Raw genomic sequence first — 16836 nt, forward strand, 5'->3', positions numbered from 1 at the left:
CCGGGGTCCCAGGGCCGCCCCACCAATGTAGTGCCCTGTCAGGAGGTCCGGGAGAACACCGCGACGGTCCGTCCGGGAACGGTGAACGTGCCCGAGTCGGCCGCGTAGGACGCGGACTTGACGACGGTGTCCCCGCCCCCGGCCTGTACGGGGTGCAGTGCGTACCCCGTGCCCTTCACATCCGCCACTTCCTGCTCCTGCTCCCCGGGGGTCGCGTTGAGGACGACGACGAGGTCGCCGAGTTCCATCGTGATCACTCCGGGTGTCTCGTCCTCGCCGGAGAGCGGGAAGGACAGCTTCGACTGCACCTGTCCGGCCGTGCCGAGCCCGAAGTCGGGTTCACTCGTACGGATGCGCAGCAGATCCCGGTACGCGGCGGACGCGCCCTCGATCTGCGGGCAGCCCACCTCGACGGAGGTCAGCAGGGGCTTGGCGTAGGACCACTTGGCCTCGTTGTCGGCGGCCGGCGGCAGCCCCCGCCCGAACCCGTTGCCGCTACCGGTACCACCGCCGTCGCGGCACTCCCAGTGGATGGCGTTGAACCAGTCGCCGCTGTCGTACGAGTTGCGGTCCAGGGACTTGGACCGCAGCAGGTCGGTGCCCGCCTGGGAGAGCGCGGGCCCCTGCGACAGGGTGGCCGTGGCCATCGCGAGGACCTGCATCCGGGCGCGCTCGGCCGCCGAGGTGCCCTGGGGCAGCTTGAAGGCGAGCGCGTCGAACAGCGACTCGTTGTCGTGGGCGTCCACGTACGCGAGGGCGTCGCCGGGCGCGTCCGCGTATCCGGCGGGCGCCCCGTTGTAGTCGACCTCGGAGCCCTTGACCCGCTTGCCCGCCGTGTCGGTGAAGCTGTAGCCGGCGAGGTTGCCGGACAGCCCCACCTTGATCAGGTCCTGGTAGTGCAGGAGCCGGGCCTTCTGCTCGGCGGAAGTGCCGTTGCCGGTGCTGGAGTTGGGGTCGGTGTAGAGGCCGGACGCGAAGCCCTGGACGCCGGGGTCCTCGTCGAAGGGGCCGCCGCCGCGCACGGCGTCACGGGCCCGGTCGGAGAAGGTGGCGATTCCGGTCCCGGCCATGTTCTTCTGGGTGGCCTGGACGAACCGGGCGTCGTCCGCGACCTCACCGAAGTTCCATCCCTCGCCGTAGAGGACGATCTTCTTGCCGTCGACGCCGTCCTTGGCGGGGGTGAGCGCGTCGAGGGCCTTGCGGACCGCGAGGATGTTGGCCTTGGGATGGTGGCCCATCAGGTCGAAGCGGAACCCGTCGACCTTGTACTCCCTGGCCCAGGTGACGATCGAGTCGACGACCAGCTTGCCCATCATGGCGTTCTCGGGTGCCGTGTCGGCGCAGCAGGTGGAGGTGGCGACCCCGCCGTCGGCGAGGAGCCGCTGGTAGTAGCCGGGGACCACCTTGTCGAGCACGCTCGTGTCGGCCTGACCACTGGCCGGGGTGTGGTTGTAGACCACGTCCATGACGACCCGCAGACCGTCCTCGTTGAGCGACTTCACCATCTGCCGGTACTCGACCGTGCGGCGCGTCCCGTCGGGATCACTGGCGTACGAGCCCTCCGGCACCGTGTAGTGGTACGGGTCGTAGCCCCAGTTGTACGCGTCCTTCGCGGCGCTCCTCGCCACGCACTCCTGCTGCTTGTCGGAGTCGGCCGGGTAGGAGGCGGGATCGCAGTCGGGGACGGCCTGGTCCGCCTTCTTCTCGGGAATCGTGGCGATGTCGAAGGCGGGCAGGAGATGGACGTACGAGGTCCCGGCCCCGGCGAGTTTCCTGAGGTGCTCGGAGCCCGCGCTGTCCTTGTCGGTGAAGGCGCGGTAGGTGCCCTTGTCCTTCGCCGGGACGGTCCTGTCGTCGACGGAGAAGTCCCGGATGTGCAGTTCCTGGATCTGCGCGTCCTTCAGCGGCACGGCTGTGGGCTTCTTGAGGCCCGACCAGCCGGCCGGGGCCAGTGACGTGTCGTCCAGGTCGACGACGAGGCTCCGCTCGGAGTTCGCGGTGAGGGCGACCGAGTAGGGGTCGGTGACCTTGTTGGTGACGACCCGGCGAACGCTGGGCGCCCACACCTTCACGACGTACCGGTAGGGCTTGTTCTTCCAGGACCCCGGACCCGTCACGGACCAGACGCCGGAGGCGGAGTCCCGCCGCATGGGAACGGTGCCGCCGCCGATCTCCAGCGAGACCTGCTGGGCCGTCGGCGCCCAGACGGCCAGCGTGGGCCGCCCGTCACGGAACGTCGGACCGAGGTCCGCCTTGGTCGCGGCCGTCCCGTACGCGTCGTCGAGCACGCCCGCGATCTGCACGCCCGTCGCCGCGAGTACGGCCCCGGTGGCGGCCCGCTGGGAGGCGACCAGTTGCCCGCGCAGGGCCTCGCGCACCCGGTCGCGGTCGCGCGGGTCCACGGACCAGGCCGTGTAGTCCTTCAGGTGCGGGAACGCGGCCTTCTGGGCGTCGGTGAGCGTGGTCTTCCCCAGTCGGAGCCACCGCTCGTCGGTGCTGGTCAGCGTGCCGTCCTCGGCCTTGATGCTCCCGTCGCGCGAGTACAGCAACTGGGTCGACGCGGCGGTCTCGTCGGCGTTCCAGGCCACGGTGTCGCGGTCGATCCAGACGGCCTTGGAGGTGGTCAGGTCGAGTGCGGCGGCGCTGCCCGCGGGCTGCGGCAGGAGGTACTTCTCCCGGCCGCCCAGCAGCCACACCTCGTGGCCGCTCGCCGTGAGGTCGAGCGACTGGTCGGTGGGCAGGTCCTTCTCGTCGCCCTTGTGGAGGATGTAGCTGAGGCTGGTGGCGCCCTCGGCGAGCGGCACCTCGTAGACGGCGCCGTACGGGTCGGTCCGCACCGGCTCCAGGGGCTTCGACCAGTCCGTGGGGTTCGCGGCGCCGGTCCAGGCGTGCAGGCCCCAGCCGTCGTAGTTCCCGTCGGCCCGGTGGTAATGCAGGACCGCCTTGGTCCTGTCCGGCGCCGGATAGTCGGCGGCGGGCTTCTCGGTCCGTACGGCTTCCTTGCCCTGCTCGACCCAGACCTCGCCCGTCTTCGTGACGTCGATCGTGCGGTCGGCGGAGACGTCCTTGTTCCCGTCCTTGTCGATGACGAGGAAGTTCACGGCCGAGGCGCCCGGCTTGAGCTTGACGTGGGCGAAGGCCCCGTAGGCGTCCCGGCCGACGAAGTCATGACCCGCCGGCCAAGTGGTCTCCTCCCCCTCGGCGATGTCGCCCCAGGCGTACAGCCGCCAGTCGGTGTAGTCCCCGTCGGCCCGCTTGTAGTGGACGATCGCGTCCTCGCGCGAGGAGGCGGTCGGCACCTCCTCGGCGGGCGGGGTGCCGGTGGTGGAGGCGGCCGTCGCACTCGCGGTACGCCCGGCCGGGTCGACGACAACGGCCTTGTAGCGCAGGGCGGTTCCGGCCGGCACGTCCTTCCCGACGACCTGGGTGACCTTGTACGGGGCATGGTCGGCGGAACCGAGCGTCCGCCACTTCCCCGCACCCACCTGCGCGGCGAAGACGACCCGGTTGAGCTGCCCCCCGTCGACGTCGGCGGTGATCTCGACGGTGCCGGTGGCGCCGGCGGCGGGAGCCTTGAGCGTGACGGCGGGCCTGGCGGCGGGCGAGGCTAGCCGCCCGGCGGCCTTGTACACCACGGAGGACCCGGCCGGAACGGTCACGGCGACCCGCCGGTCGGACCCGCTCCTCAGCGTGCCGTCGGTCCCGTGGATCCCCCGGAAGGTCATGCCCGCCGACCCGGTCGCGAAGGTGGCGCTCTTCGCCTCGCCCGCGTTGTTCACGGCGACGACGTACTCGACACCGGTCCTCGCATCGGTGCGGGAGAAGGCGTAGACGCCGGCGCCGTCGGCCGCGTACCGCTCGGTCTGTACGCCGTCCGCGAGGGCCGGGTTGTTCTTGCGGAGCTTCGAGAGGGCGGCGATCTGCCGGTAGAGGGGCGCGCTCGTGTCGTACGCGTCCTCGGCGTGCGTGCGGTCCGTGCCTAGCCGGTCGTCGTCCAGGTAGTCGGCGGTCCTCGACGCGAACATGGTCTGGCGGGCGTCCTTGTCGCCGCCCGCGCCGGTGAAGCCCTGCTCGTCGCCGTAGTAGACGACGGGGTTGCCGCGGCCGAGGAACATCAGCTCGTTCGCCAGCCTGTCCTTCTTCACCAGCTCGGCGTCGGACGCGCCGGGATTGTCCTGCTTGACGAACGTGCCGATGCGGCCCATGTCGTGGTTGCCGAGGAAGGTGACCTGCTCGTACGCGTTGGCCTTGTCCGTCGTGTACTTGTAGTCGTCCCCGAAGACCGAGGCGAGCCGCTGCGCGCTGCCGCCCTGGGAGGCGTACGCCCGTGCCGCGTCCTGGAAGGGGAAGTCCAGCGTGGAGTCGAGGCGGCCCTCGGTGACGTACGGGGAGGTGATCGACGTGTCGGCCGAGTACACCTCGCCGAACATGAAGAAGTCGTCACGGCCGTGCTCGGCGGCGTACGCGTCGAGCGCGGTCGCCCACTGCGTCCAGAACTCCATGTTCACGTGCTTCACGGTGTCGATCCGGAAGCCGTCGATGTCGAAGTCCCGCACCCACCGCTGGTAGATCTTCTCCATGCCGGTGACGACCTCGGGACGCTCGGTCCACAGGTCGTCGAGCCCGGAGAAGTCACCCTGCTCGGAGCTCTCACCGGCGAAGGTCGAGTCGCCGCGGTTGTGGTACATCGACGGGTCGTTGAGCCAGGAGGGCACTTTGGTGTTCTTCTTCGCGGGGGCCACGACGGGCGTGCGCGGGAAGGAGCCGCCGCCGACGGCGGGGAACTCCCGCTCCCCGTCCGCGTGGTCGGCGTCGTCGAAGGGCTCGCCGTCCTTCGTCAGATACGGGAAGGCGCCCTTGGAGAGGTAGGAGTAGGACTTCTCCTCGTAGTCGACGACGTCGGCCGTGTGGTTGGTGATGACGTCGAAGAAGACCTTCATGCCCTTGCCGTGGGCCTTGTCGATCAGCCGCTCCAGGTCCGCGTTCGTACCGAAGTGCGGGTCGACCTGGGTGAAGTCGGTGATCCAGTAGCCGTGGTAGCCGGCCGACGCGTCAACTCCTGCACCCTGTACGGGCTGGTTCTTGAAGGTCGGCGCCAGCCAGATGGAGGTGGTGCCGAGGTCCTTGATGTAGTCGAGCTTCTTCGTCAGGCCCTTGAGGTCGCCGCCCTGGTAGAAGCCCTTGTCGGTGGGGTCGTAGCCCGTGTCGAGCCGGGAGCCGGTGAGGCCGCCCCTGTCGTTCGCGGTGTCGCCGTTGGCGAACCGGTCCGGCAGGACGAAGTAGAACTGCTCGCGGGTGAGGTCGTTACGGGCGGCCGTCTTCGCCAGGGCCGCGTCCGACGGGGGTGCGGGCGGGGTCGCCGCGCGGGCGGCGAGGGGCTGGACGAGCGCGGCGGCGAGGGCGGCTGCGGCGATGGCCGCGGTTCGTCTCGGTATCACAGGCCTGACTCCTTGCGGTGGGATCCGCGCGACCGTATCGCCGCCGAAACGCTTTCTGCAAGAGCCTTGCAAGCACGAGAAAGAGTTTTCAGTGACAACCCAAAAGACTGCGCAGTTCCCCGCGCCCCTTTGAGGGGCGCGGGGAACTGCGCGATCGTCAAGGCCCGCCCCCACCGGCCTCCAGGCGGGTCAGCAGGTGGACTTGCCGGCGTAGACCGCCAAGGCGGTGTTCGCGGCCAGCGTCGCCGTCAGCTGGCCGGACCCGTTCACCGTCACCGTCGTGCCCGCCTGCACATTGCAGTACGTGCCCGCCGCCAGCGACGTCGCATACGTGCGGGTCAGCGAGGACGACTCGTGGTTGATGGCCACGAAACCCTTGCCGCCGCGGCCGAAGGCGATCGCGTCGGCGCCGTTGTCCCACCAGTTGGTGACGGCGGTGCCCCGGACGGCGTTGCGGAAGCCGACCATCGACTGGATCTCCGGCCAGGCATGCTGGCACTTCCACCCGTCCTGCCAACAGGCGCTCACCGAACCGCCGTTGGGCGGCCCCGCGTCCGTGGACGAGAACTCGTACCCCGAGTTGATGTCGGGCGCCCCGTACGGGTACGCCAGCATGAACACGTTGGCGAGGGTGTAGTTCGCGTTGTCCTTGTAGCTGAGCGTCGACCCGTTGCGCTCGGTGTCGTGGTTGTCCACGAAGACCCCCGAGACGCCGCTGCTCATATAGCCCCAGCCCTCGCCGTAGTTCTTCAGGTAGGCGAGGTTCTCGTTGTTGAAGACGCGCTTGAGGTCGAACGCGTACCGGAACTCCTGCACGTCCCCGGTCCCGGTGTACTCGGTCGGCTGGACCGCCTCACCGGCCCCGTAGATGGCCTCCTGCTTCCAGTACGCGGACGTGTTGCTCAGCCGGCCCTTGATGTTGGCGAGGTCGGCGGCCGGTATGTGCTTGGCCGCGTCGACGCGGAACCCGTCGACGCCCAGCGACAGCAGGTCGTTCAGGTACTTGGCGATGGCGGAGCGGACGTACTCCTCGCCGGTGTCCAGGTCGGCGAGCCCGACCAGCTCGCAGTTCTGGACGTTCCCGCGGTCCTGGTAGTTGCTGATCTGCGAGGTGCAGTTGTCGAAGTCGGGTGACGAGTACAGGCCCGGGTAGTCGTACTTCGTGTAGGACGAGCCGCCCGTACCGGTGCCGCTGCCCGCCGACATGTGGTTGATCACCGTGTCGGCGACGACCTTCACCCCTGCCGAGTGACAGGTGCTGACCATGTTCTGGAAGGCCGTACGGTCACCGAGGCGCCCGGCGATCTTGTAGCTGACGGGCTGGTACGAGGTCCACCACTGCGAGCCCTGTATGTGCTCGGCGGGCGGGGAGACCTGGACGTATCCGTAACCGGCCGGGCCCAGCCGGTTGGTGCACTCCTTGGCCACGGACGCGAAGTTCCACTCGAAGAGGACGGCGGTGACGTCCTTGGTGCCCGGTGGGGAGGCGTGGGCGGTACCGGCGGTGCTCGCGGGGACGACGAACGCGGCGGCCGCCACGGCGAGCGCGCAGGACAGAGCTCTCTTGGCCATGTGTGGGGGTCCCTTCTCCGTTGAAGGTTCTTGCTGCAAAATTCAACAGCAGTGCGGTGCCGCAGATCGTAGAAGCCCGTCTCCCAAAGCGGAAGACGGGCTTCTGAAAATTCCTGAAAGTTCTTGCAGGACAGGTCGGTTGGTGACGGTTGGTGGACGGTCAGTCCGCGATCCACCACACGGTGACGTCGGCGGGCACCTTCGCCTCGCCGTCGTCCGTGACGGTCACCTCGCCGCTCGCGAGCAGCACCCGCCCGTACGCGCGGACGGTCGCCGCCTCTCCCCCGGTGTTGGCGGTGCACACGAACGCCCCGCGGCGGAAGGCCAGGACACCCTCGGGCACCTTCAGCCACTCGACACGGTCGCCCGCGCCGAGGTCGGCCTGCTCACTGCGCGCGGCGAGCGCGGACCGGTACAGCTCCAGGGTCGAGCCGGCGGCCCCGGTCTGCGCCTCGACGCTCAGTTCGCCCCACCCGGCGGGCTGCGGGAGCCAGCTGCCCCCGCCGCCGAAGCCGTACGAGGAGCCCTCGCGGTCCCACGGGATCGGCACCCGGCAGCCGTCACGGAACCCGTCCTGGCCGGCGCCCCGGAAGTACGCGGGGTCCTGGCGGACCTCGTCCGGCAGGTCGACGACGTCCGGCAGGCCCAGCTCCTCGCCCTGGTACAGGTACGCGGACCCGGGCAGCGCGAGCATCAGCAGGGTGGCCGCGCGGGCCCGGCGCAGGCCGAGTTCACGGTCTCCCGCGAGACGGATCTGGGTGCCGAGCCCGGCCGGGTTGGCGAACCGGGTGGCGTGCCGGGTCACGTCGTGGTTGGACAGCACCCAGGTGGCGGGGGCGCCCACGGGCCGCATCGCGTCGAGAGTCCGGTCGATGCAGACGCGCAGCTCCGCTGCGTCCCAATGGGTGCTCAGGTACTGGAAGTTGAAGGCCTGGTGCAGTTCGTCCGGGCGCACGTAGTTGGCGGTGCGCTCGATGGTCGGCGTCCAGGCCTCGGCGACGAAGATGCGGTCGCCCGAGTACTCGTCCAGCACGAGCCGCCACTGGCGGTAGATCTCGTGCACACCGTCCTGGTCGAAGAACGGCATGACATCGTTGCCCAGGAGCTTCAGCTGCTCGTGGGATCCCAGGTCCGGGAGCCCTTCCGCCTTCACAAGCCCGTGGGCCACATCGATGCGGAAGCCGTCGACACCCATGTCGAGCCAGAACCGCAGGACCGAGCGGAACTCGTCGCCGACCGCCGGGTGGTCCCAGTCGAAGTCGGGCTGCTCGGGCGCGAAGAGGTGGAGGTACCACTCGCCGGGGGTGCCGTCCGGCTCGGTGACCCGTGTCCAGGCGGGGCCGCCGAAGATGGACTCCCAGTCGTTGGGCGGCAGTTCACCGTTCTCACCCTTGCCCGGGCGGAAGTGGTAGCGCTCCCGTGTCGGCGAACCCGGCCCCTCGGCGAGGGCGCGCTTGAACCACTCGTGCTGGTCGGAGGAGTGGTTGGGGACGAGGTCGACGATGATCCTCAGGCCCAGTTCATGGGCGTCGCGGATCAGCGCGTCGGCGTCGAGCAGATTGCCGAACATGGGGTCGACGGCCCGGTAGTCCGCCACGTCGTAGCCCGCGTCGGCCTGCGGCGAGGCGTAGAAGGGGCTGAGCCACACGGCGTCGACGCCGAGGTCGCGCAGATACGGGAGTCGGGAACGTACGCCCTCCAGGTCGCCCATGCCGTCGTCGTTGCTGTCGGCGAAGCTGCGCGGATAGACCTGGTAGATCACCGCGTCGCGCCACCAGTCGCGGCGGTCGGCGACGGTCACGAGAGCGGAGTTCGGCGCCGGGTCGGCGGAGTGCTGCTGGCTCATAACTTCCTTGATACGTGACGGAGAGCGCCCCGTCAGGGGCGCGGGGCTGTGTCGATATGCGGCTTCCGCCGCGTGGGCGCGACCAGCCACGACGCGCCGTCGGACGACCGACGACCCCGCAGCTCGCCGCGTACGGCTAACCCTTGGTGCCACCCGCGGTCAACCCGGTGACCAGGTTCTTCTGCACAAGGTAGAAGAACGCCGACACCGGGATGGCCACGAGCACAGCCGTCGCGGCCATCAGATTGCGCTGGGCGTCGTGCTCACTGACGAAGCTCTGCAGCCCGACCGCGAACGTGTACTTCGTGTCGGACAGCATGAACGTCGAGGCGAACGCGACCTCACCGAACGCGGTGATGAAGCTGTAGAACGCGGCGACGGCGAGCCCCGGCTTGGCGAGCGGCAGGATCAGCCGGAAGAACGTACCGAAGGGCGAGAGCCCGTCGACGCGTCCCGCCTCGTCGATCTCGAAGGGGATGGTGTCGAAGTACCCCTTGAGCAGCCACGCGCAGTACGGCACCGCGGTCGAGCAGTAGACGAGGATCAGGCCGAAGTAGTTGTCGATCAGCTGGAGTTCGCTGAGGATCTCGTACATCGGGACCATCAGTACCGCGACCGGGAACATCTGGGTCACCAGGAGCACCCACATGAACTTCTTGTAGCCGGGGAAGCGCATGCGCGAGACCGCGTAGCCGGTGGTGGCGGCGACCAGGACGCCGATGACGGTCGTGCCCAGCGACACGACGAGCGTGCTCCACAGCCAGTCGAAGAACGGTGTGTGCCGCAACACGAACGTGTAGTTGTCGAACGTCATCTTGCCGGGGATGCCCCCGGGGTGCAGATAGTCGTCCTTGTCCGGGCCGAGCGACAGGAAGATCAGCCAGGCGATCGGGAACAGGGCTATCAGGCTGGCGACGCCGAGGATGCCGTGCGAGGTCAGGGCCCCTGCGCGACTGCGCTCGCCGCGCCGCGGCCCCTTGCCGGCCGGGGCGGGGTTCTTGACGGTCGTGGTGCTCATGGGGGCTCCTGCCTCAGATCGCGAGCTGCTGCTCATTGCGGGCCAGCCAGCGGCGGTAGACGGAGGTGAAGACGATCAGGATGGACAGCAGCAGTACGCCGTACGCGGCGGACTGCGCGTAGTCGCGCGGCTGTTGCCCGAAGCCCAGTTGGTAGGCCCAGGTGACGAGGATCTGCGCGTCCGGCGCGGTGTCGCCGAAGAGCAGGAAGATGATGGCGAACTGGTTGAACGTCCAGATGATGCCCAGCAGGACGACGGTGGAGCTGACGGACTGCAGACCCGGCAGGGTCACGTTCCTGAAGCGCTGCCAGGCGTTGGCACCGTCCATCTCGGCGGCCTCGTACAGGACGGGGTCGATGGACTGCAGTCCGCCGAGCAGCGAGACCATCATGAAGGGCACACCGCACCAGGTGTTCACCATGATCGCGGCGGTCCGCTGCCAGAAGGTGTCCTCAAGCCAGAGCGGCGAGGGCAGATGCACCGCGTCGAGCACGGAGTTGATGATGCCGCCGTCGGCGAGCATGAACCGCCAGCCGAACACGGTGACGAAGGTGGGCACGGCCCACGGCAGGACGAGTATGAGCCGGTAGAAGGTGCGGCCCTTCAGCTTCTGGTTGAGCAGCAGCGCCAGCCCGAGCCCGATGACGTAGTGGAGCAGCACGCACAGCGCCGTCCACACGATCGTCCAGATGAAGTGCGACCAGAACCGGTCGTACGCGGTCGGCCCCCACAGGATGTCGGCGTAGTTGTCCAGGCCGATGAACTCGTACGTGGCGTCGATGTGGTTGACGCCGATCGTGCGGGCCGAGTTGAGGCTGGTGGCGTCGGTGAACGTCAGGTAGATGCCGCGCACCAGCGGATAGAGCACCAGCACACCGAGTACGACGACCACCGGGGCGGTCATCGCGTACGCGTACCAGTACTTCTGGTACGAGCGCTTCATGCGCCGGAGCGGGCCGGGGCGTGGCGCCCGCTCACCGCGGCGCTTGCCGGTCGCGCGGTCGATGACGACTGTCATGGTTCGACACCTTCTGGAAAATCAGGGCTGATCAGCAGGCCGTCGGGTCTGCGGGCCTGTGCCTGTGGGCCGGTCGTGGGCGTGGCCGGTGGCCGCCGGATCCGTCCCGTCCTCGTGCGGGACGGGGGGACGGATCCGGCGGCCACCCGGTGTCACTTGCTGAAGTCCGGGACCAGCTTGGCGATCGCGGTCTCCGCGTTGCTCAGGCCCTTGTCGAGGGACTCCTTGCCACCGGCGATCTTCGGCAGCTCGGTGTCGAGCGGACCCCACAGCGAGCTGTACTCGGGCAGCGCCGGACGCGGCTGGGCCGAGGCGAGCACGCTCTGGTAGCCGGCGATCCCCGGGTCGGACTTGACCTCGGTGGTGTAGGCGTCCTCGCGGGTCGGCAGCGTGGAGTTCTTCAGGGCGATGGTCTCCTGGGACTTCGCCGAGGTCATGAACTTCAGGAACGTGAGCGAGGCCTTCTGGTGGGCCTTGTCCGAGCCCGCGTACACGGAGAGGTTGTGGCCGCCGGTCGGGGCGCCCGCCTTTCCGCTGGAGCCGGCCGGGACGGCGGCGATGCCGAGGTTGCCCTTGTCCTTGAAGGCCGAGCCCTTGTAGAAGTTCGTGATCTCCCACGGGCCCTGGATGATCGAGGCGACCTTGCCGTTGACGAAGGCGTCCTGGATGTGGGCGTACGCGTCGGCGGTGGTGTCGGCCTTGTGCAGGCCCTTGCCGTCGAACAGGCCCTGCCAGGTCTCGTAGCCCTTGACCGCCGCGGGCGAGTTCACGGTGATCTTCTTGGCGTCGGCGTCGACCGTGTCGGTGCCCTCGCCGTGGAGGAACGACTGCGCGTAGTAGGCCTGGGTGGAGCCCCAGTAGCCGTCGACGCCCGTCTTCTTCTTGACCGTGCCGGCGTCCGTCTTGAGGTCGGCCCAGGTGGTGGGCGCCGCGTCGATGCCGGCCTTCGCGAAGAGTTTCTTGTTGTAGACCAGCGCGAGGGTGTCGGTGACCAGCGGCACACCGTACGTCTTGCCCTCGTACTTGGCCTGCTCGATCAGGCTGGCCTGGAACTTGTCCTGGTCCGCGAGGGCCTCGGTGCCGTCGAGCGGCAGGAAGAAGCCCTTCTTGGCGAACGCGGGGGTCCAGCCGACCTCGGAACGCAGGATGTCCGGGGCGCCCTTGGAACCGGCGGCGGTGTCGAACTTGTTCTGCGCCTGGTCGAAGGGCACGTTGACGTACTTGACCTTGATGTCCGGGTTGGCCTTCTCGAATTCCTTCACGAGGGCCTTGTACGTCGGTGCCTCGTTGGTGGCGTTGGACGTGTCCCACCACGTGAGGGTGACCGGGCCGTCCGCCTTGCCACTGTCGTCGCCGTCTCCGCCGCAGGCCGTCGCCGCGAGGGCGAGGGACGCCACCAGTGCGGTGGCCGCTATGCCACGCCGCATGAGTTCTCCTTGAGGGTGAAAGCCCGTGTGCTGTGAGGGAGCGGCCCCGTCCGCCGTCCCCGCCGACTCGCCGACCGCACCGTTGCCGCCGTCGGGCGACGTGAACGTAACAGCGATGTAAGCGGTGCGAAAGACCTTGCAGCAAAAAAGTGCAAGACCCGCGGACAGTTACTCCGCCGTGACCTCTTCGGAACCGTCCCGATCTGCCGCGATGCCTTGCCACAGGGGCATTCATAGGGTGCGGGGCCACCGTGCAAGACTCTGCAAGCTCTTGCCATACTCGCCCGTCACGAGGATCATCGGCGCTCGGCGCCTTGCAGGAGACACCCCATCCGCACAGGCGCACGCGGCGGACGACGACCACCCCGCCACGACACTGCCGACCAGAATCACGAGGGAACGCGATGACGCAGCAGCCCGGAGCGGGCCGTCCGAGTGCCCGTGCACGGCGTTCGTTCAGTGGGCAACGCGATCCCCGGCCGGTACAGTCCAATCCCGTGACCACACGGCTTGCCGACATCGCAGCGCAGGCGGGGGTGAGCGAAGCGACCGTCAGCCGGGTCCTGAACGGGAAGCCGGGCGTCGCCGCCACCACCCGCCAGTCCGTACTGGCCGCGCTCGACGTGCTCGGCTACGAGCGGCCCGTCCGGCTGCGCCAGCGCAGCGAGGGGCTCGTCGGGCTGATAACCCCGGAGCTGGAGAACCCGATATTCCCGGCCCTGGCCCAGGTCATCGGCCAGGCGCTGACCCGGCAGGGCTACACGCCGGTTCTCGCGACCCAGACCCCGGGCGGCTCCACCGAGGACGAACTGACCGAGATGCTGGTCGACCGGGGGGTCGCCGGCATCATCTTCGTCTCCGGACTGCACGCGGACACCTCCGCGGACATGCAGCGCTACGAGCAACTGCGCGGGCGGGGGGTGCCGTTCGTCCTCATCGACGGCTTCTCGCCGAAGGTGCAGGCGCCCTTCATCTCACCGGACGACCGGGCGGCGATGGCCCTCGCGGTCACGCACCTCGTCTCCCTCGGCCACACCCGGATCGGCCTCGCGCTCGGCCCCAAGCGGTTCGTGCCGGTGCAGCGCAAGATCGAGGGCTTCGTCCGCACGATGCAGGACCTGCTGGGTCTGGCCACGGCCGACATCGAGGAGCGCCTGGTCCAGCACTCGCTGTACACGCTGGAGGGCGGACAGGCCGCCACGGCGGCGCTCATCGACCGTGACTGCACGGCGATCGTCTGCGCGAGCGACATGATGGCACTGGGGGCCATACGCACGGCCCGGCAGCGCGGGCTCGAAGTCCCGGACGACATCTCCGTCGTCGGCTTCGACGACTCCCCGCTGATCGCGTTCACGGACCCGCCCCTGACCACCGTCCGCAAGCCGGTCCCGGCGATGGGCCAGGCCGCGGTGCGTACGCTGCTGGAGGAGATCGGCGGGACCCCGGCGCCCCACAGCGAGTTCGTGTTCATGCCCGAGCTGGTGGTCCGGGGCTCGACGGCTTCGTCCCCGGGGGACCGCAACCGCGCGTAGGGGTGCGGGGCGGGCGTTGTCGTGCGCGGGAAGTAGTGCCCCACCTACTCCAGGTGTAGAACGTGCGACCCGGACCCACCCAAGGGATGATCGGTCGGGAAAGGCTCATCTGGCAGACTCTGTCCCTATGGGTGAGAGCACCGTGACGACACTGGAAGGCCAGGAGCAGGCCCCTCCACAGCCCGTCGCGGAGGAGGCGCACGGCAGCGCGGGACACCGTCTCCTGCGCAGGCTGCGTACGCCCCGCCGCCCCCGGCTCTGGTTCGAGATCCTGCTCGTCGGGGTGAGTTACTGGACGTACTCACTGATCCGCAACGCCGTTCCGGAGCAGCGGACCCAGGCGCTGGAGAACGCCGACTGGCTCTGGAGAGTGGAGCACGACCTCGGCATCGCCGTCGAGGAATCGGTCAACCACGCCGTGAACTCGGTGACTTGGCTGATCGTCGGCATGAACTACTACTACGCGACCCTGCACTTCGTGGTGACCATCGGCGTCCTGGTGTGGCTCTACCGCAGCCACCCGGGCCGGTACGCGGCCACGCGCACGGTCGTCTTCGCCACCACGGGTGTGGCCCTGGTCGGCTACTACCTGTATCCGCTGGCCCCGCCGCGCCTGATGAACGGCAACGGCTTCATCGACACGGTCGTGGCCCACCAGACCTGGGGCTCGATGGCCTCCGGCGACCTGAAGAGCATGTCGAACCAGTACGCCGCGATGCCGTCCATGCACATCGGCTGGTCCCTGTGGTGCGGCCTCACGATCTTCGCCCTGGCCTCGGTCCCCTGGGTCCGCGTCCTGGGCCTGCTCTACCCCGTGGCGACCCTGGTGGTCATCGTCGCCACGGCCAACCACTTCTGGCTGGACGCGGTGGGCGGCATGGCCTGCCTGGCGTTCGGCTACCTGGTGGCGAGGCTCTGGTACGGGTCGATGCCGTACGCGCTTCCGCAGCAGGTCCCACAGAAGACCCCGCAAAAGACCCCGCAGAAGGCCCCGCCCCAAGCCTGAGAGGCCGGGGCGGGCGTCCGGGGCGGGGTCACTCCCCGCCTCCCCCGGCCTCCCGCAGCGCCTGCAGGAAACTCCGCAGCGCGGGTGTCGGGGTCGCCGCCTCCCGCACCGCGGCGAAGATCGACCGCACCGGCTCCGGCCCCCGGACCTCCCGTACGACCACTCCGGGGTGCCGGCTGCCCAGACCCAGGCGCGGGACCAGGCTGACGCCGAGCCCCGCCGCGACGAACCCCTGCGCGGTCACGTAGTCCCCGCTCTCCACCACGAACCGGGGCCGGAACCCGGCGGCCTCGCACGCCGAGAGCTGTGCGTCCAGACAGGGCCCGGGCCACTCGCTGCCGACCCACGGCTCCTCGGCGAGGTCGGCCAGCGCCACGGCCCGCCGCCCCGCCAGCGGGTGCCCCTTCGGCAGCACGGCGCGATACGGATCGTCGAGCAGCCGCACGAGCCGTACGCCGTCGGCCCCGGCCTCCGCCGCCTGCCCCTCTCCTGCCTGTCCCTCCTCCTCCGGGCGCACCACGAGGGCCAGGTCGGCGCGGCCCTCCCGTACGTCCGGCAGCGGGTCCTCGGGGTCGACGAGCTTCAACTCGATCTGCACACCCGGGTGTTCGGCCCGCACCCGGGCCACCGCCGGGGCGACCAGCGCGGCCCCCGCCGTCGCGAAGTACCGCACCGCGAGCCGCCCGGTCCGGCCTGCCCGCAGGTCGTCGAGCGCGGTCTCGGCCTCGGCGACCTGGCGGCCGATGGTGTCCGCGTATCCGGTGAGCAGCAGTCCGGCCTCGGTGGGCCGTACGCCCCGGCCGACCCGTTCGAGCAGGGGCGTACGGGCCTCCTTCTCCAGTACCGCGATCTGCTGGCTGATCGCCGAGGGCGTGTAGCCGAGCCGCGTCGCCGCCGCCGTCACGGACCCGCTGGTGACCACGGCTCTCAGCATCTGCATGCGTCGCACATCAAGCATGTAGGTCAGGTTAACAGTGCATGCAAGATCTTTCACTTGTCCTTATGTCACTCGTGACTCACGGTGGACGCATGCCGCTCACCTCGTCCCTCCGCATGGCCGCCCTGGCACTCCTCTGGGGCTCGGGCTTCCTGTGGATCAAGCTCGCCCTGAACCATGGGCTGTCCCCGGCCCAGATCACCATCACGCGCTGTGCGCTGGGCACGGCCGTGCTCCTGCTCCTGGCCCGTTCGGCGGGCCAGCGCCTGCCCCGCGACCGCGGGACATGGGGCCGCCTCGTCGTCGCGGCCCTCTTCTGCAACGCGATCCCGTTCGCGTTGTTCAGCGTCGGCGAGCAGACGGTGGACTCGGGCGTCGCGGGCGTCCTGAACGCGACGACTCCCCTGTGGTCGCTGCTGATCGGGATCGCCCTGGGCACGGACCGCGGACTCGGCCGCCTCCGTCTGGCCGGCCTGTTCCTGGGCTTCGCCGGTACGCTCCTGATCTTCGCCCCGTGGCATCGCTCGGGGCTGCTGACCTGGGGCGCGCTGGCCCTGCTGGGCGCGGCGGCGAGCTACGCCGTGGCCTTCGCGTACATGGCGCGCACGCTTACGGGGCGGGGGGCGCCGCTCGCCGTCTCGGCGGCGCAGTTGCTGACGGCCACGGCGTGGACGACCCTGGCGCTGCCCGCGGCCGGGCCCGTGCACACCGACGCCACGGGTCTCCTGGCGGTGACCGCGCTCGGCGTCCTCGGGACGGGGGTGACGTTCTACCTCAACTACCGCCTGATCGCGGACGAGGGCCCGACGAGTGCGGCCACGGTGGGGTACCTGCTGCCGGTGGTGTCGGTGGGGCTGGGCGCGGTGTTCCTGGGCGAGGAGGTCGGGTGGCGGGTGGTGGCGGGGATGGGGGTGGTGCTGGTCGGGGTGGCGTTTTCTCGCCCCCGCCGCCCCTACCCGTCCCGTACCTGCCTCGGGGGCGCTGCCCCCGAACCCCCGGTCCTCAAACGCCGGACGGGCTAGGAGACAGCCTCTCCGGCGTT

At 69.5% G+C, this 16836-nt stretch carries 10 protein-coding genes; 3 read left to right on the plus strand and 7 right to left on the minus strand.

The features are described 5' to 3' along the window. Positions 1-38 precede the first annotated feature (38 nt). The 6 genes from pulA to ACH4DZ_RS17870 form a co-directional block, all read right to left on the minus strand. Positions 39-5438, minus strand: a complete 5400-nt coding sequence (pulA, locus tag ACH4DZ_RS17845; RefSeq protein WP_398288061.1) for a pullulanase-type alpha-1,6-glucosidase — start codon at positions 5436-5438, stop codon at positions 39-41. A gap of 189 nt (positions 5439-5627) precedes the next feature. Next, the gene (locus tag ACH4DZ_RS17850; protein WP_398288062.1) at positions 5628-7010 is read right to left on the minus strand and encodes an alpha-amylase family protein; all 1383 of its coding nucleotides are present in this window, start codon (positions 7008-7010) and stop codon (positions 5628-5630) included. A gap of 160 nt (positions 7011-7170) precedes the next feature. After that, complete coding sequence (locus tag ACH4DZ_RS17855; protein WP_398288063.1) at positions 7171-8856, minus strand: glycoside hydrolase family 13 protein; 1686 nt, start codon at positions 8854-8856, stop codon at positions 7171-7173. A 136-nt stretch (positions 8857-8992) separates the two neighbouring features. Next, positions 8993-9874: a sugar ABC transporter permease gene (locus ACH4DZ_RS17860; RefSeq protein WP_398288064.1), complete on the minus strand. Its 882-nt coding sequence runs from the start codon at positions 9872-9874 to the stop codon at positions 8993-8995. 13 nt (positions 9875-9887) lie between these two features. Then, positions 9888-10892 (minus strand): carbohydrate ABC transporter permease, encoded by a 1005-nt coding sequence (locus ACH4DZ_RS17865; protein ID WP_398288066.1) that lies wholly within the window; start codon positions 10890-10892, stop codon positions 9888-9890. A 152-nt stretch (positions 10893-11044) separates the two neighbouring features. Beyond that, positions 11045-12319, minus strand: coding sequence for an extracellular solute-binding protein (locus ACH4DZ_RS17870; RefSeq protein ID WP_398288067.1), 1275 nt, complete (start codon positions 12317-12319; stop codon positions 11045-11047). Between the two features lie 497 nt (positions 12320-12816). Here ACH4DZ_RS17870 and ACH4DZ_RS17875 point away from each other — a divergent pair, with 497 nt between their 5' ends. Further along, entirely contained in the window at positions 12817-13851 is a 1035-nt protein-coding gene (locus ACH4DZ_RS17875; RefSeq protein ID WP_384815146.1) for a LacI family DNA-binding transcriptional regulator, read from the plus strand. Between the two features lie 127 nt (positions 13852-13978). Further along, positions 13979-14857: a phosphatase PAP2 family protein gene (locus ACH4DZ_RS17880; protein ID WP_398288068.1), complete on the plus strand. Its 879-nt coding sequence runs from the start codon at positions 13979-13981 to the stop codon at positions 14855-14857. Positions 14858-14885: 28 nt separating this feature from the next. Here ACH4DZ_RS17880 and ACH4DZ_RS17885 read toward each other — a convergent pair whose 3' ends face one another. Further along, positions 14886-15815 carry a LysR family transcriptional regulator gene (locus ACH4DZ_RS17885; RefSeq protein WP_398288069.1) on the minus strand — a complete coding sequence of 310 codons (930 nt, stop codon included), beginning with the start codon at positions 15813-15815 and terminating at the stop codon, positions 14886-14888. Between the two features lie 71 nt (positions 15816-15886). On the opposite strand from ACH4DZ_RS17885, the gene ACH4DZ_RS17890 reads away from it, so the two are divergent. After that, positions 15887-16816: a DMT family transporter gene (locus tag ACH4DZ_RS17890; protein ID WP_398288070.1), complete on the plus strand. Its 930-nt coding sequence runs from the start codon at positions 15887-15889 to the stop codon at positions 16814-16816. Positions 16817-16836: the final 20 nt, after the last annotated feature.

Origin of the sequence: Streptomyces sp. NPDC017991 (assembly GCF_044328075.1) — a bacterium.
Lineage (GTDB): Bacteria > Actinomycetota > Actinomycetes > Streptomycetales > Streptomycetaceae > Streptomyces.